This window comes from Alteromonas sp. RKMC-009 (assembly GCF_003584565.2).
Lineage (GTDB): Bacteria > Pseudomonadota > Gammaproteobacteria > Enterobacterales > Alteromonadaceae > Alteromonas.
Genome location: NZ_CP031010.1, coordinates 3,702,149 through 3,724,978, shown reverse-complemented (window position 1 = coordinate 3,724,978; position 22,830 = coordinate 3,702,149). Strand labels below are relative to the sequence as shown.

12 protein-coding genes are annotated in these 22,830 nt (G+C 46.3%); 6 read left to right on the top strand and 6 right to left on the bottom strand.

What is annotated here, in order from left to right; translation table 11 throughout:
• Positions 1 to 160 precede the first annotated feature (160 nt).
• From DS731_RS16460 to DS731_RS16445, 4 genes are all read left to right on the top strand, one after another.
• The gene (locus DS731_RS16460; RefSeq protein ID WP_232373393.1) at positions 161 to 2,422 is read left to right on the top strand and encodes an alpha-glucuronidase family glycosyl hydrolase; all 2,262 of its coding nucleotides are present in this window, start codon (positions 161 to 163) and stop codon (positions 2,420 to 2,422) included.
• A 50-nt stretch (positions 2,423 to 2,472) separates the two neighbouring features.
• Entirely contained in the window at positions 2,473 to 3,681 is a 1,209-nt protein-coding gene (manD, locus tag DS731_RS16455; RefSeq protein ID WP_119502355.1) for a D-mannonate dehydratase ManD, read from the top strand.
• A gap of 144 nt (positions 3,682 to 3,825) precedes the next feature.
• On the top strand, positions 3,826 to 6,549 hold the full coding sequence (locus tag DS731_RS16450; protein ID WP_232373392.1) for a glycoside hydrolase family 3 C-terminal domain-containing protein: 2,724 nt from the start codon (positions 3,826 to 3,828) through the stop codon (positions 6,547 to 6,549).
• A 13-nt stretch (positions 6,550 to 6,562) separates the two neighbouring features.
• On the top strand, positions 6,563 to 7,675 hold the full coding sequence (locus DS731_RS16445; RefSeq protein WP_232373391.1) for an endo-1,4-beta-xylanase: 1,113 nt from the start codon (positions 6,563 to 6,565) through the stop codon (positions 7,673 to 7,675).
• Between the two features lie 44 nt (positions 7,676 to 7,719).
• Here DS731_RS16445 and DS731_RS16440 read toward each other — a convergent pair whose 3' ends face one another.
• From DS731_RS16440 to galB, 6 genes are all read right to left on the bottom strand, one after another.
• The gene (locus DS731_RS16440; RefSeq protein ID WP_119502354.1) at positions 7,720 to 9,219 is read right to left on the bottom strand and encodes a tryptophan halogenase family protein; all 1,500 of its coding nucleotides are present in this window, start codon (positions 9,217 to 9,219) and stop codon (positions 7,720 to 7,722) included.
• Positions 9,220 to 9,228: 9 nt separating this feature from the next.
• Positions 9,229 to 10,263 (bottom strand): cupin-like domain-containing protein, encoded by a 1,035-nt coding sequence (locus DS731_RS16435; protein WP_150154307.1) that lies wholly within the window; start codon positions 10,261 to 10,263, stop codon positions 9,229 to 9,231.
• The gene (locus tag DS731_RS16430) at positions 10,260 to 11,009 is read right to left on the bottom strand and encodes a SapC family protein (protein ID WP_161599169.1); all 750 of its coding nucleotides are present in this window, start codon (positions 11,007 to 11,009) and stop codon (positions 10,260 to 10,262) included. The genes DS731_RS16435 and DS731_RS16430 overlap by 4 nt, the downstream gene beginning before the upstream one ends.
• Before the next feature lie 68 nt (positions 11,010 to 11,077).
• On the bottom strand, positions 11,078 to 14,131 hold the full coding sequence (locus DS731_RS16425) for a TonB-dependent receptor (protein ID WP_119502351.1): 3,054 nt from the start codon (positions 14,129 to 14,131) through the stop codon (positions 11,078 to 11,080).
• Between the two features lie 234 nt (positions 14,132 to 14,365).
• The gene (locus DS731_RS16420) at positions 14,366 to 16,270 is read right to left on the bottom strand and encodes a sialate O-acetylesterase (RefSeq protein ID WP_119502350.1); all 1,905 of its coding nucleotides are present in this window, start codon (positions 16,268 to 16,270) and stop codon (positions 14,366 to 14,368) included.
• 63 nt (positions 16,271 to 16,333) lie between these two features.
• Complete coding sequence (gene galB / locus DS731_RS16415) at positions 16,334 to 19,051, bottom strand: beta-galactosidase GalB (protein WP_119502349.1); 2,718 nt, start codon at positions 19,049 to 19,051, stop codon at positions 16,334 to 16,336.
• A gap of 240 nt (positions 19,052 to 19,291) precedes the next feature.
• On the opposite strand from galB, the gene DS731_RS16410 reads away from it, so the two are divergent.
• Complete coding sequence (locus tag DS731_RS16410; protein WP_232373390.1) at positions 19,292 to 21,862, top strand: glycosyl hydrolase 115 family protein; 2,571 nt, start codon at positions 19,292 to 19,294, stop codon at positions 21,860 to 21,862.
• A gap of 195 nt (positions 21,863 to 22,057) precedes the next feature.
• A complete protein-coding gene (locus DS731_RS16405; protein WP_119502348.1) occupies positions 22,058 to 22,774 on the top strand; it encodes a GntR family transcriptional regulator in 717 nt (238 codons plus the stop codon).
• Positions 22,775 to 22,830: the final 56 nt, after the last annotated feature.

Sequence of the window (22,830 nt, the reverse complement as noted above, 5' to 3'; positions counted from 1 at the left end):
AAGTTCCCATTTTGCCAGCGCATGTCGCTGGCTTTTTTTTGATAAAGATTCAGACTTCTGAAGCAATGTGAGTGAGATAACTCAAAAAAACACAAAGGCAATAAACATTTTTCATAAAAAAAGTATGAGGTAGTTACCTTATTATTAACAATGAATTTATATGAGGTTAACTCTTGGTTTTCATGAAATAAGGTTAGTTATACTGCTGCTCAGGATGCCTTATTTTTGCCGGATTAATATACGCGTAAAATATTTTAAGGACGTTATGAAGTATCTGATCGTTTTTTTCCTGCTAGTGTCACAATGCGGATTTGCTTCAAATTTGTTCCACGGAGAAGATGGATACCGTCTCTGGCTCAAATACGATGCTATACAGCAATCTGAGCTGTTAAAAAGTTATACTGAATTGCTAGGAAATTACCATGTCTACGGTGATTCAGACACCATGCAGGTCGCCAGAGAAGAACTACAATTCGCTCTTGGTAATATGATAAATCGTTCCCGCCATGTGGGTGCGGACGAGGCCACTTTACTCGTGGCCAGTGGTGAAAATGCAACTCAACTCGCTGAGCGGTATTCCGTCAATATTGGCCGGGCAGAAGGGGAAGGTTACATTGTTAAACAAGTTACGAATAACAATGAAACAAAAATAGTGGTGCTGGCTAACACTGATGCCGGGGCGCTTTACGGGGTATTCAGACTTCTGAAAGAGGTACAGTTACACAAGCCTTTGCATGCACTTAATATCATATCGGCCCCAAAAATTTCCTTAAGAGTGCTCAATCATTGGGATGATCTTGATCGCCATGTAGAGCGTGGATATGCGGGGCAGTCTATTTGGGATTGGCACAAATTACCTGAATACCGGTATCAGCGGTATGTTGATTATGCCAGAGCCAACGCGTCAGTTGGTATCAACGGCACAGTACTTAATAATGTCAATGCGGACCCTCTCATATTGACTCCCCATTATCTTGAGAAGGTGAAAGTACTGGCTGATCTGTTCAGACCTTATGGAATTAGGGTTTATCTATCTGTGAAATTCAGTTCGCCGCAACTCATTGGTAATTTGTCCACATCAGATCCAATAGATCCCGAAGTTCAGCAGTGGTGGAAGGATAAAGTGGCAGAGATTTATGCAGATATACCCGATTTCGGCGGATTCCTGGTAAAGGCGAATTCTGAGGGACAACCCGGGCCGGGGGATTTTGGCCGTACTCATGCACAAGGTGCGAATATGCTTGCGAAGGCACTTGCTCCGTTTGGTGGAAATGTTATGTGGCGAGCTTTTGTTTACGCCAATGAGAAAGGCGAAGAGCGTTCCAAACAAGCGTATTCAGAGTTTACACCTCTTGACGGAAAGTTTGATGAAAACGTACTGGTTCAGGTAAAAAACGGCCCGATTGATTTTCAACCGAGGGAACCTTTTAGTCCTTTATTCGGTGCTATGCCAGAAACACCACTGATGATGGAGTTCCAAATTACTATGGAATATTTGGGATTCAGTACACATTTTGTTTATCTGGGCCCAATGTATGAGGAGGTTCTGCAGTCTGATACATATGCAAAGGGTGAAGGGAGTACGGTTGCTAAAGTTATCGATGGTGAACTGTTTGACCATCGGATTAGCGGCATGGCGGGCGTGTCGAATATCGGCACTGACCGCAACTGGACAGGGCATATCATACTGCAGTCGAACTGGTATGTGTTTGGTCGCATGGCCTGGGATCCTGAAAGCAAAGCGTCAGAGGTCGCAGAAGATTGGGTGCGTATGACACTCAGCAATGAAAAGAGCGCAGTGGCAGCTATCACGAATATGATGATGACCAGCCATCAAACCGTGGTAGATGTCATGACACCGTTAGGCTTACATCACATCATGGGAGCTGGCCACCATTACGGACCAGGTCCCTGGGTTGATAGTCTCGGACGGGATGACTGGAATTCGACTTACTATCATCGTGCGGCGAAAGACGGTATCGGGTTTGACCGTACACCCGAAGGCGTGAATGCCACAGAACAATATTTTTCTCCTTTAAAGGAGCTGTGGTCAAATCCCCAAAGTACACCCGAAAAATACCTGCTCTGGTTTCACCACTTGCCCTGGGATTTTGAGGTTGAATCCAGCGGCCGTCCATTGTGGGATGAGTTGGTTTACCGCTATTTTCAGGGCGCAGAACAAGTTAGTGAAATGGCCGCTAAATGGGATGATTTAGAAGGACAGATTGACCCTCTGCAATTCCGTCAGGTACAGATGGCGCTGGATATTCAGGAGAAAGAAGCAATTTGGTGGCGTGATGCGTGTGTGCTGTATTTTCAACAATTTTCTGAGCGTCCCATACCGGCAAAGTGGTTTACACCAAAACACTCACTTGCCGAACTGAAAGCAAGATCTTTTCCCCATGCTCCGGGTCAGGGCTGACATGGTCTCAATAATGTTCACTGTATATTATTTTTTTAAGGAGTCAGTCGATGAAAATTATCGACGCTAAGGTCATTGTGTGTTCGCCCGGCCGCAATTTTGTAACGTTGAAAGTGATGACTGATGAGGGGGTGTATGGCGTCGGAGACGCAACACTTAACGGTAGAGAATTGTCCGTAGTCAGCTATCTTGAAGATCATATTATTCCTGTTCTTATCGGAAAAGATCCGCAACGTATAGAAGATATCTGGCAGTTTTTGTATCGCGGCGCTTACTGGCGGCGTGGCCCCGTGGGAATGACTGCCCTTGCTGCCGTCGACATTGCGTTATGGGACATTAAGGCAAAAATAGCCAACCTGCCTCTCTATCAATTATTGGGCGGGCGTAGTCGCGACAGGATCATGACTTATACCCATGCTGACGGCGTATGTATCGAGTCGACCCTGGATGCCGTTGGTAAAGCCATTGACGCAGGGTATCAGGCAGTACGGGTGCAGTCAGGGATCCCGGGTCTGGCAAGTACTTACGGTGTTGCCAAAGATGGCAGAAAATATGAACCGGCAGACGCTGACCTTCCATCAGAAAGTGTATGGAGTACGCATAAGTATCTGAACTTTATGCCTAAACTTTTCGACGCCGTCCGCAGCCAGTATGGTGACGACATTCACTTGTTACATGATGTACATCACCGCTTAACGCCTATTGAAGCGGCGCGGCTTGGTAAGGAACTGGAACCGTACCATCTGTTCTGGATGGAAGATGCCGTTGTTGCAGAAAATCAGGAGAGCTTTCGCTTAATTCGTGAACATACGACTACACCTCTGGCAGTAGGAGAGGTATTTAATTCTATTCACGATTGCCGCTCTTTAATACAAGAGCAATATATCGATTATATCCGTTCGACGCTGGTGCATGCGGGTGGCATTACTCAAATGCGAAGATTAGCCGACTTTGCGAGTCTGTATCACGTTAAAACAGGGTTTCATGGGGCAACGGATTTGTCGCCTGTGTGTATGGGCGCGGCAATGCATTTTGATTACTGGGTACCAAATTTTGGTATTCAGGAGCATATGCCATATACGCGAGAGATGGAGTCAGTATTCTCTTTCGATTATAAATTTGAAAGGGGTTTTTTCACTCCCGGAGAGTCAGCGGGTCATGGTGTGGATATTGATGAATCGCTTGCGAAAAAATATCCCTATAAGCGGGCAATGCTGCCTGTGAATCGTTTGGAGGATGGCACGTTGTGGAACTGGTAGAAATCCTTCAGCGGGACTTCATCTCAATTTTATTTGTGTTCTGATGGCGTTTTTTTACATCTTATTTACGTTTTGAAGTGGCCCGCTTGTTCACGAATAGTGTTGGGGTATCGTGTTCTCATTGTTTACAAATGTGAGATAATCATGAGTTACATGGAAGACGTCAAACCTGCTGTCAGTTCTTTTAAAAAGCGATTTGCACTGGCAATAATTCCCCTTGCCTTAACATTGGCATCCTGCACTAAAGTTCACTCTCAGCAAGTTGTGCGTGCTGAGTCAACGGGTCACAATCAGCCGGATTATCTGAATACGGCACTTCCACTTGATAGCCGGGTTAATGCACTGGTAGAAAGTATGACGCTGGAGGAAAAAGTTGCACAGATGTACAACGATGCCCCCGCCATCACGCGGCTGGGAGTACCGGCGTATGACTATTGGAATGAAGCGTTACATGGTGTTGCCAGAGCCGGAGAAGCGACAGTGTTTCCACAGGCAATCGGGTTGGCGGCGATGTGGGACAGGGCGTTTTTGAATCAGGTCGCTACGGTGATTTCCGACGAAGGTAGAGCGAAGCACCACGAATTTAAACAGGACGGACTTAGTTACCGTTACACCGGTCTGACTTACTGGTCCCCGAATATAAATATTTTTCGCGATCCGCGGTGGGGTAGAGGTCAGGAGACCTACGGCGAAGATCCCTATCTTACAGGAGAACTTGGGGTTTCTTTTATCACCGGTCTGCAAGGCAATGATGATAAGTATTTAAAAACTGCAGCAACAGCTAAACACTTTGCTGTTCACAACGGCCCTGAGATTTCCCGCCATTCTGACAATTATGTTGTTTCAGATAAAGACCTTTACGAGACTTACCTGCCAGCTTTTGAAAAGGCTGTTACAGAAGCAAATGTAGAAGCAGTTATGTGCGCTTACAATCGTGTAAATGATGCGCCTGCTTGTGGTTCCGATATGCTTCTGAAAGAAATTCTGAGAGGTAAATACGGATTCGATGGTCATGTAATGTCAGACTGCGGTGCTATAGCTGATTTTTACGATCCTAAGGCACACAACGTCACTGCATCTCCTGCAGCTGCAGCTGCCTGGGCAGTAACCAGCGGAACCGATTTGAATTGCGGCACTGGCCGGTTAAGCAGTTTTGCTAACCTCATCTTTGCGGTACAGAAAGGTTTTATTGATGAGTCGTTAATAGACCAGGCGGTAAGCAGGCTATTTAAAACCCGCTTTAAACTCGGCATGTTTGATCCCGATGAAGATGTGCCCTTTGCATCAATACCTTCTGAATCTGTTGGTTCCGAGTCTCATCTTTCAAAAGCCTTACAAGCTGCTGAGAAATCTCTGGTAATGCTCAAAAACAACGGGATTCTGCCTCTGAAAAAGGGACTTAAAGTCGCAGTTATTGGCCCTAATGCAGACAATCCTGATGTATTGGTGGGGAACTATAACGGATTACCGGTAAACCCGGTGACTGCTCTGGAGGGGATCAGAAATTATGCCGGCGTGGACAATGTGGCCTTTTCAGCGGGCAGCGCATTAATTGCTGACGTATACGGGCACTGGCAGGTTCTGGATAACACTGTTTTATATCATAACGACAAAGATGGACGATTAGTACCCGGTGCTCAAGCTGAATATTTCGAAGTTACTCAGGGTAAAATGTCTGACTTTTCCCGTCCGCATTTCCCTGTCGAAATGTCCGGCGGGCCCGTTAGTAGTGAAGTATTAGACTCTCTCTCGTTTCGCAAAACCCATTCTCCTGTGACCAACAAAATAGCTGAAGACTATGGCATGGTGTTGAAAGCAGTTCTGATCCCGGAGAAATCCGGAGAATATCGCTTTGACGGCGCCGGTGAGATATCCATCGAAGGACGCCGTATAAACGGAAGTGTTGAACTGGAGGCGGGCGTGTCTTACGACCTGGAAATCCGGCATATATTTTCTGTGAACACTATAGCGAATACGGCTTATAGTCATTTACGCGACTGGCAAATGCGCTGGGTGAACGTTTCCACCGATTTGTTGGCTGAGTCTGAAAGCGTTGCTCAACAGGCAGATGTAATTGTGATGGCGGTAGGTATATCTCCCCGTATTGAAGGCGAAGAGATGCCGGTTAAGCTGGACGGCTTCAACTATGGCGATCGCTCACGCATTGATTTGCCGGCGGAGCAGCAGGCGTTAATTAAAGCTCTACATAAAATCGGAAAGCCGGTAGTGGTCGTTAATTTTAGTGGCAGTGCGATGGCCTTAAACTGGGAAGATGAACACGCTGATGCGATTATCCAGGCATTTTATCCGGGTGAAGCTGCTGGTACAGCGCTTGCCAAAATTTTGTGGGGTGAAGTAAATCCGTCAGGCAGATTACCGGTGACCTTCTATAAAAATCTAGATGGTTTTGCAGAGTTTGATGATTATTCAATGGCTAACCGTACCTATCGCTACTTCGAAGGCGAGGTCTTATACCCGTTCGGGCATGGACTGGGCTATAGTGAAATCCAATACAGTGACTTGAAAACCCCTGCGAATTTGAATTCCGGAAGTGATCTGGAAATTACAGTTAGTCTGCAAAATATGGGGCCGTACGATGCAGAGCAGGTGACACAGTTGTATGTGCAGATGCCGGATGCGCCTGCAGGTACGCCACGTATAAGCTTAAAAGGATTCACCCGCACATTTTTGGAAAATCAGACCAAAGCATCCGTATCATTAACCGTACCAGCCTCAGAGCTGACATACATAAACGATAAAGGTAGCAGGGTCGCTTATAAGGGAAAATTAAATATATTCGCCGGTGATGGTCAGCCGGGCTATGTCGATGGAACACGCATCGCGCAGGCAAGTATCAACATCAATTAAGGCGGACAACATTTTGGAAAAAGCGAAAGTCATATTGGTAATGTTATGCGGAGTGATTACCGCGAGTCCGTCAGTTTGTGCACAAGAACTGGCTGAAGCCTACCATGATCAATTTCTCACAGGCACAGCCATCAGTAACGATACTTTGAGTAAAGCGTTACCCGCTACAGATACACCGGTTTGTAAGGAATTCAATGCCTTCACTGCAGAAAATGCTATGAAGTGGCAGTCCTTGCAGCCCCGTGACGGGGAATTCGATTTCAGCCTGGCAGATAAGCTGTTCGAGCTGGCAGACAGATGCGGAGCTTCAGTCATTGGCCATACGTTGATCTGGCATCAGCAAACACCAGAGTGGGTTTTTAAAGATGAAAAAGGCGCTGAGATCAGCAGAAAGCACTTACTGGAGCGCATGAAAGAACACATTTATACCGTTGCAGGTCGCTATAAAGGGAGAGTACTGGGATGGGATGTGGTGAATGAGGCTTTAAACGACGATGGAAGTTTACGTGATACTCCCTGGAGAAGAATTATTGGCGATGACTACCTGATTCAGGCTTTTCGTTTTGCCAGGGAAGCAGATCCTGATGCTCAGTTGTACTATAACGATTTTAATTTATACAAGCCCGAAAAAGTGGCTGGTGCAGTCAGGCTGGTACACCAGCTCACCGACGCCGGAATCGATATTTCCGCAGTGGGGATGCAGGGCCACTACTCATTATTTTATCCGGAGCTGAGCGCTGTTGAAGAGAGCATCAAGACTCTTATCAGTGCGGGAACTAAGGTTTCTCTGACAGAACTGGACGTGTCAGTGTTACCCGTCCCGGAGGAATCTTTTGATGGTGCAGACGTAAATCAACGGTATGTGGCTGATCCATTGTACGACCCTTACAGAAACGGATTGCCAGAGTCAGAGCAGAAGAGATTAGCTGATGTCTATGAAGGTCTTTTCTCATTGTTTGTGAAATATGCTGCGCATATTGACAGGGTAACGCTTTGGGGAACGTCTGATGATGAATCCTGGCGAAATAACTGGCCTGTCCGTGGACGGGTCGATTATCCGTTACTATTTGACCGGAATGGCCAACCAAAGCTGGCTTACAAAGTAATAGTAAAAAAAGCACCTTAGGTGCTTTTTTTGTATTTGCGAATGTCACTGTGAATGTAAGCGCTCTAATGCTTCACTGAAGCACAATACTGACTGACAAATGCCTCGTGCCCGGGTAACTGAGCTACCCGTTGTTTAATTTCCTGTTTGCCTTTTTCCATAGCTGCGCTAAGTTGCCCGCTACTCATCATTTTTGCTGCGGGATGCCAGGAGCCCGGCAAAATTCCTTGTCCGAGCATTACCTGAGTCCAGGAATCAACGCGAAACAACTCACCGTTTTTCTGAAAAGCATGACCATGTTCTTTAAATAATTCAATACGTTCAGCCAGACTGTCCGGAATGTTCATTTTTTTACACATTTTCCAGAATTCAGAATCGTCCCGTTCAGTTACATGATAATGCAATATAATGAAATCACGTATCTTCTCTATTTCGGCCCGCGTTTGGTTGTTATATTCATTACGCAGGCGGGTGGCATCTCCCCTGTATGGAAACAGCTGCATAAGCCGCGTTATACCCGTTACTATTAAATGAATACTGGTAGACTCCATGGGCTCAACGAAACCCGCAGAAAGCCCGATAGCAACACAATTGTTTTGCCAGGCATGGTCACGTCTGCCAGTTTTAAATTCTATGCGACGAATTGTTTGCAGTGGGGCAGAATTCAGCGTCTTCTGAAATTGCAATTCGGCCTGTTCATCTGTGAGGAATTGACTGCTGTAAACGAATCCGTTGCCCATTCTGTGTTGTAAAGGTATTTCCCAGCGCCACCCTGCTTCATGAGCAGAAGCTACTGTATAGGGCTTTAATGGCGGGGCCAATTCAGTTTGTACGGCCAGAGCCCGGTTACAGAAAAGCCAGTGAGACCAGTCTTCATATCCGGTGTTAAGGGCTTCACCAATCAGCAGCGCTTTAAACCCTGTACAGTCAATAAAGAGATCACCCGTTAACAATCCATGCTGCCGGAGTAAAAGCGCATAAATATCACCAGATGGGGCACAGTTGACTGCGTCAATGTTATCAACAATATGAGTGATGCCAGAGTTAACGGCTAATTTTTTTAAATAGGCAGCGTAAGCTCCGGCATCAAGATGATAGGCGTAGTTGAGAGGAGAATTTTGCGTTGAGGTGAAGAATTTATTAGCTTTGGCCGCTTCCAGCTCCAGACAGTATTCTCCGTATTCTCCGGGTATGCCTCGTTCGTGAGCCTCTCTCCAGAAATGGAAAAATTCAGCCAGCCAGCCTGATTGCCCGGTTTGCCCGAAAGAGTGAATATACTCAGTTTGTTTATCGCCGAAATCAGTGAACTGAATGCCCAGTTTAAAGGTCGCGGAGGTCGCCCGCATAAATTCAGCTTCATTAATTCCCAGCAACTGGTGAAAAACGCGAAGAGGGGGGATAGTCGCCTCACCAACCCCAATAGTCGAAATATCAGAAGATTCAACCAGTGTTATGTCCACTAACGGCCCCAGTTTTTTTGCAAGTGCAGCGGCAGTCAACCAGCCTGCAGTACCACCACCGGCAATGACAACGCGGGTTTTCTCTGATTGGGTGTTTGAATCCATTGGCGAAACCTATTGATTTAACTGTCGTATTAATATGGCTCTGAGTTGCCTTGCTGTATTCTCATCCAGTGTAGCGAGCGGACCTTTTGCCTCTTCGGGAATATGGTCCGTATTACTCTCACTGGCAGAGAAAATGTAATAATCGAATATGGCTTTCCAGGCCTTTTTTTCGTGAACCGGTTTATCTCTGATGGCCAGTATACTGTGCAGCAGAGCGCCCATGCCTCCAGCAAGGTAGTCCGGTGCCACACTCCACCAGTAGTTGATCATGATGTTGAAAGCATGCAGACCTTCTACCTGATGCCACCACATGGACGGGATATAGATAGCATCGCCGGGCTTTAGAGTAACTTCATAGCCATGTTCCCGCGCGCGGGCAAACTCAGGAAATTTTTGTAAATCGGGATTGTGTATATCTACCAGCGTCACAGGCTGTCCCCCGGGGGTAATGTGAAGCGGACCGGGATAAAGATGCTTAATCTGCTCAGGGGGGAAAAGATTAAAGCGCCTTTCTCCGGCTACACAACAGGCAATATTTTCCAGCGCGTCGAAATGGGCGCAGGCGATGGAATGATTCCCCATCCAGATACTTGCTAAGGGCGGAGCAGCTTCCGGGTGGGTAATTGCCGGTGGTAACCTTAGTGAATGTTCACATAACAGTCCGGGAAAGTGGGTTTGAAGCTGGTTCGAAGCAACATAGCGGGAAGGTGGATTAGCCTCGTTCAACGTTTCTGTAATTTCATCAAGCATAGTTGATACGCTGCCGTATACACTTTCGTAGTTTAAGTGCGTCAAATCAGGGCCGTAGGCGAACCGGCCGGAAACGCCGGGCGGAGCCTGGTATATCATTGCCGGCCTGCCATTATATGCCTGCTTGATTCTGTTTATCAGACGGGGCACATTGCCGGAATCCTTCACTGCGGGCCATGACTGAACTAAACCACGCATAACCAGTGGTTTATGTCTTAAAATCAGGTCTGATGGGATTGACGTCGGGGTTAAATGCGCTGTCTCCTCGACAGGAAGCCACTGTCGCTCGTTCACGTCCTGACAATCTCCATTGCATTTTTCATTTCAATGAGCCAATTCATATTTGCCAGCGAGGACTGAAGAAAAATTATATAATTCAACCAGCCTTTCCGGTGCAGTTCTGACAGTGTATGTGAAGGTAAAGAGGCGAAGGTTTCACTGCAAATAGTCTCATGTCCCTCAACGGAGATTTTCTCTCCTGAATTCAATGTAAGAGTAAAGTTAACGGGCACAAGTAGATTCAGGTGTTCCATTTCCCGGTAGAATAAATCCGCTTCTTTTTGACCAGTATCCAGCCGCTGAAGTGTTGAAGCTATTTTTTGCAAATAACCACTCTGGCCACCCTTGGGTAAGAATACAGCAGTGCCTTCGCCAGCATCATGTGAGATTCTGGGATGGTCCATATCAACATGTATAACCGGTTCAGATTGACCATCCTGTTGCTGATATCCAATCATAAACGGGCCTTTTGCAATCATTGCCGGCACATAGCGGGCCATCCAACTGCCTGCTGACGGTGGTGAAGGGTAGAGTTCATTCAGAAAAAGATTTTCCTGTGCAGAAAAACCGAGTAATGCTACTGATTGCAGACCGTGTGTGGGATGTCTGCGCAGTAAAACAGGGTATTCTTTGTGCAGATCGTCATACTCGACAGGAAAAGTAAGTACGGAGCCAACGTTATCGCCATATTGCGCCCCGTAACGGGTAAAAACCCGTAAATCTTTATGGCTAAGGTTATTGAGTAATTGTAGTTTTGCCACAGGACTTCCATTTATTCAGATATACAGCCGCAACCGGCGTCTCTTCCGGCCGCGGCTAGCTATTATTGTCAGAAGTTATAACGGGCGCCTAGCTGGTAGCGGGCTCCCAGATCTTCCAGATACCACAACTGGTTTTCAGTACGCCCATGCTCGCGACGGTTCTCTCCGGTAATATTAATACCTTCAACAAACACTGTGAGTTGTTCATTAATGGCGTAACTCACGTTAGCATCTATCTGCGCATAACTTTCAACGTAAGTGGGATTATTTGAGCCGCGATAGTTTATGCGGTTCAGATATTCATCACGCCAGTTATAAGCCACCCGCGCTGTCAGACCGTCTTTGTCGTAAATGAAAACAAAGTTGGCAGTGTCACTCAGGCCGGCAAGAGCAAACTGTGACACATCCGGGCTTCCGTTGTTATCAAATCCGATGTCGCCCCGAACGAGGGTATAGTTCGCCTGGAAACCGAAGCCGGACTCTCCGAAGAAGTGTTGAACAGCGAGTTCTGCTCCGTAAAGTTTGGCTTCACGGTTATTTTGAGGCAGGCTGGTTCTGAACACCATTTCAGGATCGCCTTCTTCAGGCACGATATCCCATCCCGGTGTTTCCCCCAGTTGTAATAACTGTTCTGATGAACCGGTGTAGTCATCTGCGCCGTTGGGGAATGCTTCGGGATGTTCGAGCAGAACCATCATGGCGAAAAGTGAGGTATCATCCACTGCATAACCGCGGTCTCTGAGCGCTTCCGCAGCCGCCAGTGCCCGCGGTCCGTTAGTCTGGTCGAGGATATCAAAAAATGTGCGATCTTCCTGGCCTGTCCCGATAAAGTTAGCCACACGTTTTTCGAAGAAGCCTATTGAAGCGTAACTGTTTTCCTCAAAATACCACTCCGCTGAAACATCAAAGTTATCTGACTCAAGAGGGAGTAGTGCAGGGTTAGATGAACTGGCCGTGGGTCTGGTGCCGTTAAGTGTCGAGCCTGATGTACCGAAACCGCTGGGCGATACCCGCAAATCACCATAACCTGCTCTGGCGATAGTTTTGCTATAAGAGAATCTGGCTTTCACCTCATCTGTTAGCATAACATCGAAGTCAAAGCTGGGGAGCACGTGATCATAATCAGCGTCCACAGACAGCGGAATTGTATCTGTATCAGGATCGGTATAGAGACTGAAGTCGTTGTTGTTTTCCCAAATCAGATAACTGGGTGGCGTGACAAGAGATGTTGAAGTGACGTCGGTTTTTTCGTAACGGACTCCGGCCAAAAAGTTAACTGGCATATTGCCAAGTTCGCCGCTCAGTGCAACCTGAAAATATGCGGCCATAGTGTCTTCTTTAACCACATCGTTGGTTGAGAAAATATTGCTGACACCGAAATAATTAGCATCTGAAGGGTAGAGTTCTAACCCCTCACGGGCTAAGGCTACAGGATCAGCGACAAAACCCATTCCCTGACTTTGCCCGGTGTCAAAGTCATCAAACAGACCGGCTACATCGAGAGGTTGAAGCAGTCCTTCGGAAAATTCTCCCGGATTCGCTATGCCCCAGTTGCCTAGTGTCATATTGTCGCCGGCCGTCTGCCGCGCAATCATTTCCATAGCTCTGGTTTCAACACCAAAATCAAATTCCCCGCTGTCAAACATCCATTTACCGTCAAGTTTTAATTGACTTATTTCTGTTTCCTGAGAAGCGTGTCTGAAGCGTAAAATTGATGAACCAACATCTCCGGCGTCAACTACACCGTTCCCGTTTCCTCTTGCACTATCATCGTAAACATTCCGGTATGTCGGCAGTTCCGTATCGAACCACCACTCGCGGGAAGTAACAGTAGGGGAACCTATACCAACAGCAATCTCACCTGAGGCAGCATTGTCACTGGGACCAGTAGGCAAACTTTCCATTTTGGAATTATGAGCATCAAGCGACAGCAGAAGATTGTCAGAGGCGAAATATTCAAGATTAATACCTACAGAATTGAGTGTATTAGTTTGTTCGCGCCATTGTTGTTCATAACCTTCGTCCACGGTGCCGGGATAAGACTCTGCAATGTAGATAGGTGTTGCAATGGGACCGTCATCAAATACCACAGCAGTTACGTTGGAGCCGTTTTGCACCCAGTTGCCTATTTCACCACGATGCTCCTGTATATCATTCTCTGCATAAAGATAATCCAGGGTCGCAACAAGGTTATCTGAGGCAGCATATTGCAGAGTTAACTGTGCGTTGGTACGCGTTCTTTCTGTATCCGAAAATGCATAGCGCAAATCGTTGGGACGGGCATAAAGCTGACCCACTTCAGGTGCGTTTTCATATATATCCCCGCTGTTGTTAAACAGGGTGTCCGGATCATTAGGGTCGCCCCAGGTTCCGATATTCCAGTCGTTAACTGTTGCGCCAACATATCCTGAATGACGTTCCTGTACACTTCCCGTTAAAGACACGCCAAATTTTGCGTCATCATCAGTCCAGCTGATTAAACCGGAGAGCTCTGGTGTAACATCATCACCTGCACGGTTAGTGGTATCATGCACTGCTTTTGCACCTATGGTGGAGCGAAAGCCGGGGGCATCAAGAGGGCGTGCCGTTTTGATATTCACAGTTGCGCCAATACCACCAGTTGCGATATTTGCTTTGCTGGTTTTATATACCTCAACGCCCCGTATGCCTTCAGAAGCCAGGTTAGCAAAATCAAAAGCGCGGGTACTGCCTCCACGGGTCGTACCGTCTGCTCCGCTACCACCGCCATAGGTTTGTGCTGCAGGCATCATGCGACCATTCAGGGTAATCATGTTGTTGCCGCCGCCAAAGCCCCTCACGGTGATTTCGTTACCTTCGCCGTTTGTACGGCTGATGGAAACACCGGTTATCCGTTGTAAGGATTCTGCAAGGTTTGTATCCGGAAATTTCCCGATGTCTTCAGCTGAAATTGCGTCTACAACCCCTACAGAATTTCTTTTTATCGAAGCCGCTTCAGCCAGGCTGGAGCGTAAACCGGTAACTTCTATAACTTCGACCGGATCTTCCGTTTGTGCTGTCGCCGGTAAAATGACTACCGTCCCAAGTATTACTGATACAGCTTTATTTACTATTGATTGTCTGAACGTGTGCTGTTTGTTCATTACATTAGTCCTGTTGAGATGTGCCCGGGCTATGAATACATAGCCCAACCTTTTCCCGTCAGCATCTGGTTTATATAGAGATTTCACGCTGTAGTAAAAGCGCCAATTACGTGACCACGATGTTAACGGAGTGTAAATCTTTTCACTTTACAACATGCAACAGGTATTATTTTTTTTTACTTCAATGTGTTTTTTTTGCGCGGTTTACCCGCGCAGAAATGTCTCTGAGAGGTATTATGGTGACACGTTCATTTCGAAAGGCGCTGCGGGCAAACCGCTTAGATCATAAACAGATACAGCAGGATTATCGGCCCATGCATAACGCACTTTTTCAGGTTTACTGATTGCAGGATGGGACAGAATTACCTTATTACCCTGAAGGGTCGACTTTGCCCATTTGTAATTACCATCTGCGCCGGCTATGGCAAAGCTGGCCGGGGTATCGTTAAAACGTTCATGGTCCAGTGGTGAGTCGAAAGTAAGCTCAACTTGCTTACCTGAAGGTTTTACTGATTTAACTATTGGTCCGTTAAAGTTCACGTTTTTCCGGTAAACCATGTTTTCTGCGGCAAGTGCCACTCTGTGTCCAACTTCATGCTTATTAACAGGGTGAATATCATTCCATTCACCTATGTCGATTGTAACAATAAGGGCGGTCGCGGGGTCGGCTGCTGCTTTGGCTTGTTCACCGCGAAGTTCTGCCCAGCTACTTTCGCCCGGCTCAGGTTTTCGTTCCATAAAATTTGTCAACTGTATAATGAAGAAAGGCAAATCGGGTGCCTCCCAGCGGCTACGCCAGTTAGCCATCATGGCTATTAATTTATCGCTGTATCCGGAAGGACGGGAAGCGTTGGACTCCCCTTGATACCATAATACTCCCGATAACGGATAGCCTGCAGCCGGCGCTATCATCGCATTGAATAAACCCATGGGTTTCCAGCGAATAAACGTGGTGGCCGGGGTCTCAGTTGTGCGGTATGACAATTTATACTTCCAGTCACCGTCCAGAGGAATGCTGCTACCTTCAGAGGCGCCTAAAAAGTATGGTTTGTCTGTTACAAAACCTGTTGTGCCACCATTGGAGGTTACTCTGACGGTGATCACATTGTCCCCTTTTTTTAATGCCGATGCTGGTACAGTGTAGCGTCGGGGTGGATACTGATAGGTGGTGTTACCAACTTTTACTCCGTTTACCCATGCTTCATCAGCATCAACAATGCGACCTAATCGCAGAATAAAAGATTGGTCGGGCACGCTGTCAAGATGAACATGTTTTCTTAACCACCAAACCCCGGCAAATCCCTCATCATAACCTTTTAAATCTTCCGGCATCGCAATTGACTGCCACTGACTATCATCCAATTCAGGTGTATACCAGGGCGTTTCCTGCATGCCTTTGTCTTTATCATTCAGCGTCTTATACCAGTTATCAACTGCTTCCCGTTCTTGTTCCTGTGTCCTGATAATATTTTCTTGTTTTGCGAAAAAGTCACCTGCCGCTATTGCATCAGGATAAGGTGCCAACGTTTCTCTGGCCATCCAGGCTTCGATGGGAGAGCCTCCTAAGGCAGCGTTTATTATGCCTACCGGCACATTTTCAGAGTTATGGATTTTGTTGGCAAAGTAATAACCTACAGCCGAAAGTTGCCTGATATTTTGCGGGGTAGCAGTGAGCCATTTGCCAGCTTCATAATTTTTGTTTTCAGCATCAAAACGATATTTATCCGGAACTGTAAATTCACGGATGAGAGGGAAGTCAGCCTGACTGACATCTTCAGGGTAGGCTTCTTCAACCCTGGCCATGGTAAGCTCCATGTTTGATTGCCCTGAAGCCAGAAATACATCTCCGAAATATATATCGGAGAATGTCAGTTCGCTGTCACCTCTAATCTTCAGTGTGAAAGGTCCTCCGGCTTCTCTGGCTGGTAAGTTTATTTCCCACTGGCCGCTGGTCACCTTGGCTTTTCCGGTGAGTGTGTCGTTTAGCCAGATTGAAACCGTTTCACTTTCTGAAGTTCCCTTTACCGGAATAGTGTGATTACGTTGTAGTACCGCACTATCGGAAATAAGGCGGTGCACAGTCAATGCCTGGACCGGACAGCACAGAAGAACAAACATACTGATAATTAAACGGGTCATGAACACTCCTGAAATGTTTCGATACGGACATGCAGGCCCGGTGCCTGCACATCTGTCATATGATTAAATTGACTTAAGTAATATTGTCGAGGTGCCAAGTTCCGGACTAGTTGCGGACAGCGTGATATCGCCTGCTTCACCTCTGTTACTCTGCACTATTACAAGTAGTTTTCCGCTGAAAGCGTGTCTCTTTTGTGAAGCGAATGAAGTAAAATCAGTGGAGTCTCCATTATCCGTGGCGATGATGCGGCCCGGTCCGTCTAAGGTAAAAGATATTTCGTTCACAGCATCTGGTACGAATACGCCATTTTCATCCACAATATCGACGGTGATAAAAGAGAGATCTTTGCCATCTGCATCAATTGTTTTCCTGTCTGCTTGCAACTTCATTCCATGAGGAGCACCTGAAGTGGTTACCTTGTCTGTTGCCCAGGGTTTTCCATCCTTGTAGGCAATGACCTCTACCGTGCCGGGTGTATAGCGGACGTCATCAAAACGCAGGCGGTATTCAAGTTCGCCTTTCATTTTTCTTCCCTGTGATTTTCCATTTATAAAAAGTTCAGCTTCATCACCGGAAGTGAAAATATGTACCGGTGTTATTTCCCCTTCACGTCCCGGCCAATTCCAGTGAGGCAGAATATGAGCCATCGGATAATCCGGTCTCCACTCGCTTTGATAAAGATAGAAACGATCTTTTTTAAATCCTGCCAGGTCTATCATGCCCGAATAAGAACTGCGGGCAGCGTAATACGGTGTTGGCTCACCGAGATAATCAAAACCATTCCATACAAACTGTCCGGCGACAAAGGGATAGGTCTCCATATATCTGAATACTTTATCTGCAGATGAGCCAAAGTCGACGGCGTGCAACTCATAACTGCTGACCTGATGAATTTTCGAATTACCTCCAAGACCGTCCCGAACAGGAGCACTTTCCTTTTTTGTCACAGGAAAGAAATAGATTCCTCTGGAACTGAACGCCGAAGCAGTTTCACTGGACAAAATAACCTTATCAGGATGAGCCTCGTGAAAGGCTGGATAAGATGGCGGGGTGCGAATGCGTTCTGTACCTTCAAACTCCGCTGCCTGACGAATGCCTTCCCCCTGGTAATTCAGACTAATCAAATCCATGGCTGCGCTGAAAGGGAAGTCTGCTTTTGCCCAATTCATGGAAGAGGTTACCGGGCGGGTAGGGTCTTCATCTTTAACGATAGCTTTCAGAGTCAGTGCAATATCGGCACCTGATTGACCGGTGTATTGTTCACCCACCTCGTTTCCTATGTACCACATAATCACCGATGGATGGTTTTTGTCTCTTCGTACAAGGGCCCTGAGATCCTGTTCATGCCAGTCAGCAAAAATCAGATGAAAATCTAACGGCGTCTTCTTTTTATACCAACTGTCAAAAGACTCATTTAATACCAGTATCCCCATTTTATCCGTTAGCGTAAGCAGTTCCGGAGCTGGCGGGTTGTGTGCCATGCGAATTGCATTTACTCCCATCTCCTGAAGTAATTCCAACTGCCTGCGAGCTGCGCGAAGATTAAATGCTGCTCCCAGTGCGCCTAAATCATGATGCTGATTAACGCCTTTCAGAGGTATGTGCTGGTCGTTTACCAGCACTCCGACATCGGGATCAAACGTCAATTTTCTTATCCCGAATGGAGTAATGTACTGGTCTATTTCTTTTCCCTTGTATATCACGGATGTGACAAGTGCGTACCGGTTCGGTGTCTGCTGAGGAGCCGGGCCCCAGAGCTTTGGCTTGTCAAGAATTGTTGAAGCTGTTGTTTTATGCTGTTGTCCTGCAGATAGTTTAACTTTCTGTTCAGGAAGCTCCTTTACCGGGCTGTCACCCGGAAGATCTTGCCCGGTAAGTTCGTGAATACTTTGTTTCAGCGTGACTTCACTGCTTTCGGAGAAGTGATTCACCAGCGTGGTTGCAATGGATATGGTGGCTCTATCTGCGGAAACTGACGGGGTAATGATTTGTGTGCCCCAGTGACTGACATGTATTTGCGCAGTTTTTTCTAACCAGACATTGCGATAAATTCCTCCACCCGGATACCAGCGGGAAGATTTAGGTGGGTTATCGACTCTGATAGCTAATTGATTCTTGCCATTTTTCGCAAGGTAAGGTGTCAGGTCAAGACGGTAAGAACTGTAGCCATACGGCCAGCCTCCCACAAGATTACCATTTAGCCATACCATCGAATAAGACATGGCACCGTCGATGTGAAGGTAAATTCTATTGTCTGCGTCATTTGCACCGGTAGAAAATTGCTTTCTGTACCATGCTACGCCGTGAGAAGGGAGGCGGCCCATGCCTCCCCCGACCTTGGGATTCTCGCCGCTATAAAACGGACCAGCGATCGCCCAGTCATGAGGTAAATCAACTTTTTGCCAGCTACTGTCGTCAAAGCCTTTCTGAACGAACGGAAAATCACTCCCCGGTTTTCCCTCTGGCCTTTCATAACGCTTTTCAGAAGCCCCCAAAAAGTTGTTTCCAGAAGGAAGAATCCAGGGCTTCAATACATTGTTGCCACTTTCAGTAACTACGGCATCAGTAGGTTTGGTGTCCGCGGCCTGACTGTCATTGTACTGCCCTGTGGATGGACGATTATCATATATTAGAGAATCAGGAATCTCACTGTCAGCATAGCGATAAAAGCGCCAGTCGCTGGTAAGGTCTATTCTCTCGCGCTGATTAGCTGATGTGGCAGAAGCCAACAACATTGTTGTCAACAACGCCAGGCACTTCAAATACTTAGGCGATAACATATTCTTCTCTGTTAATAAAATGTGACTAACTGAATTCTTCAATAAGATATACAGAGAAGTTGGGTGTTTAAAAGCCAAAGAAAAAATAAGTAAACAGTTTACGAAATTTCTCAAGCCCTTTATTCAAGACGAGGAGAGGGAAAATCAGAAAATAAAAAAACGTAATGCATACTTGTATACTAGTAATTGTCAGTTAGTTTTGGTTTGTTTACATTTCGTATACAAAAATCAGGCGTGAGTATGTTTTATATGAGATCGACAATTAAATCTGTATCACTTTTGTGTGCACTGTTTTCAACAGGTATTTTTGCATGTGATGAACCTGCTTCCGTTTGTTTTAAGGATAACGGGGGCATCCCGCTCATTAAAAATAATCAACCCCTCCCAGTTTTAATTTCCCCGGCGGCAAATCCTGCCATAAAGAGAGTCGCGAAAGCTTTTTCGGAAGATTTAACAAGGGTTGGAGGGGGCAAGTCTGAGCTCACTGAAACGCAAACGATAAATAAAGCAGCGATTATCATCGGAGTCCCGGGGGAAGATGCTTTAATCGACTCTCTTGTGAAAGAGGGAAAACTTGATATCTCTGGCATCCGAAATAAATGGGAAGCATATCAGATAACGGTGGTTGACGATCCTGCCCCAGGGGTCGGGCGGGCGTTAGTTGTTGTCGGATCAGACAGGCGGGGAGCTATCTTTGGTACCTTTGATATTTCTGAACGAATGGGCGTTTCTCCCTGGCACTGGTTTGCTGATGTACCGGTTAAACAACATGCAAACGTTTTTATCACGCCGGGGACCAGGAGCGATTATCCAAAAGTACGTTATCGTGGCATTTTTATTAATGATGAAGATCCGGCATTAAAAGGTTGGGCACAAAAAACGTTTGGTGGTGTGAATTCCGGCATGTACGAACATGTTTTTGATTTGATTTTACGGCTCAAAGGGAATTACATCTGGCCTGCCATGTGGGGAAAAGCTTTCCATCTTGATGACCCCAAAAATACCTCGCTGGCAGATGATATGGGAATAGTTATGGGCACCTCGCATCATGAGCCAATGACACGGGCACATGCAGAGTGGCATCGCAAGTCTGAAAACCCGTTAGGTGGTGGTGCGTGGAATTATGAGGCTAACCGCGAGGCCATACAACAATTCTGGCGAGGCGGTATAGAGCGGATGATGTCAAAAGGAGATGGAAAACCTTATGAATCTCTTGTCACTGTTGGCATGCGTGGCGACGGGGATGAGCCAATGTCAGAAGGTACAGCAATTAAGCTACTTGAAAACATTGTGGATGATCAGAGAGCTATCATTGAAAATGTAACGGGTAAACCCGCTGAGGACACACCACAGGTCTGGGCGCTCTATAAAGAGGTGCAGGACTATTACGATAAAGGTATGACCGTACCTGATGACGTTACTTTATTATTTGCGGATGACAATTGGGGCCAGGTTCGGCGGTTGCCAGTGAAAGATGTTGATCGTGAAGGTGGTTTCGGCGTTTATTACCATTTTGATTACGTTGGTGGACCGCGCAGTTACAAATGGACGAATACAGTGCAAATTGGCAAAGTATGGCAACAAATGAATTTGTCTTACGAGCGTGGAGCAAAAAATTTATGGGTGGTAAATGTAGGTGACCTTAAGCCGATTGAATTTCCGACAGACTTCTTTCTGACAATGGCCTGGGACCCGGAAAAAGTGGGGCCGCAAGATCTTCGGGAATATGCCATTCAATTTGCTGAACAGTCTTTTAGTGCAGATCTGGCAAAAGATATTGCAAGTCTGCTGGAACGCTACGGTACCCTCGCTGCTATGCGAAAGCCTGAATTGCTCAACGAGGATACTTTTGAAGTAGGCGAGCCCACATTACCTGATTTGCAACCCGGAGAGTTCTATCAGCACTACATCAAGTGGAAACAGCTTGAAACTGATATGGACGAAGTGAAAGAGAAAATTGATGAGGAGCATTATCCGGCATTCTTTCAGTTAGTTGAATGGCCAGTTGCTTCACTGAGCAACCTTTATGAAATGTATTTTGCAGCGGCCTGGAATAAGAAGCTGGCAGATGCAGATGATTCGCGGGCAAACTATTTCAAAGATATAGTAGAAAAGAACTTTGCCAAAGATAAAGTGTTAACTGAAAAATATCATTCAATAAACAATGGTAAATGGGACGGTATGATAAATCAGGTACATATGAATTATATAACCTGGAGCGATCCCACACAGCAAACTATGCCTGATGTCATTGCAGTAGATAAGGGGAAAAATGACATCAAAGTCAGCTTCCGGGAGAGGGTCCACCCGAAGGACGGGCAAATCATTGAAGCTAAAGATTTCGTCAGAGCAACAGGTAATAAAAGTCTCAGTTGGCAGGCTGTGGACCATCTCGGACAATCAGAAGCTGGTGTGTTAGCACTTCCTCAGGGGCATGCTGCTACCACATTCGAAGACAAAGTCACCCTGTCATATGACTTGAGCCAGCCATACGATGGCAATGCAATTATTAAGATTAAACTGAGTCCGACGCTTGATACCTATGGTCGGGGAGGTATTCGAATCGGTGTGGCCGTAGATGAACGTCCGCCTGAAACCCTGAGTTTTGATTTACACCCTAGCGGTGGTGCATATCTCACAGAAGAAGAAAAAGCCTGGGCCGCAGCTGTGGTTACTAACGAATATACTTTGAAATGGAATGTCGAAAACCTTAAGAAGGGTAGCCATACAGTCACAATCTATCGAATCGATGATAATGTTGTATTGGAGAATATCCATGTGAGTTTTTCCAAACAATCAAAATCTGAATAGTAGTTTTTCTTAAGTAGCTGTATGAGAAATCAAGCATGCGAGACGGGTACCGGAGTGGAATCAGTTGAACCTGCTGTTGCTGTAAATCAGGTAAATGATAAATGCAGGTTACATTTACACATATAATAATGTGAAGGTTGGTTTACATCCGATACACTGATACTGGTAAACCAGTAAAGTATGAGGTACACGGTTTTGAGTAATAAATCTGTTCTTTTTTTGGAGCAAGCGGCTGAATATGCTAAACAAATTGATTATAGTCGCCCTGCCGGAAGTCAGGTTTACGGTTTCATACGTGACGCAATAGTCAGTATGCAACTGGAACCGGGTCAACTTATCTCTGAAACTGCGCTTGCTAATCAGTTCGGCGTCAGCCGCACACCTGTCAGAGAAGCCTTGATCAAATTGGCTAATTTAGGCTTTGTAGAGGTCCGGCCGCAAAGAGGAACGTATGTATCCCGCCTCAGCCGCGAAGCTATATTAGAGGCGCGTTTTATCCGTGAAGCGCTTGAGGTATCTGTGGTGAGCTATCTTGCAGAACATACTGAATCCCGTTTATTCAATGAGGCTGAATCAATTATCGCCCGGCAGGAGGATGCCGCAGCTATTGATGATGCCCTCCTGTTCCAGTCACTTGATGATGACTTTCATCAGTTGCTATCGGGCAACACCGGATTTGACCGTGTTAGCAATATGATAGAGCAGGAAAAGGCACATATGGACCGTTTGCGAAACCTTAGTCTGCATATGAGCGGGCAATATGCGAGAGTCATCCAACAGCATCGTGCAATTGTAACTGCACTGCGTTCTGGCAACAGGCAAGAAGCAGTCTCTGCTATGACTTTGCATTTGCGTGAGGTATACAATGTGCTGGATCGATTGCCTGTCGACCATCCTGAATATTTTGTCTAGTCCACTCCTTCAGGGAAGGGACTTTACCTACGTTAACTTTTCATTTTTTCACCGCC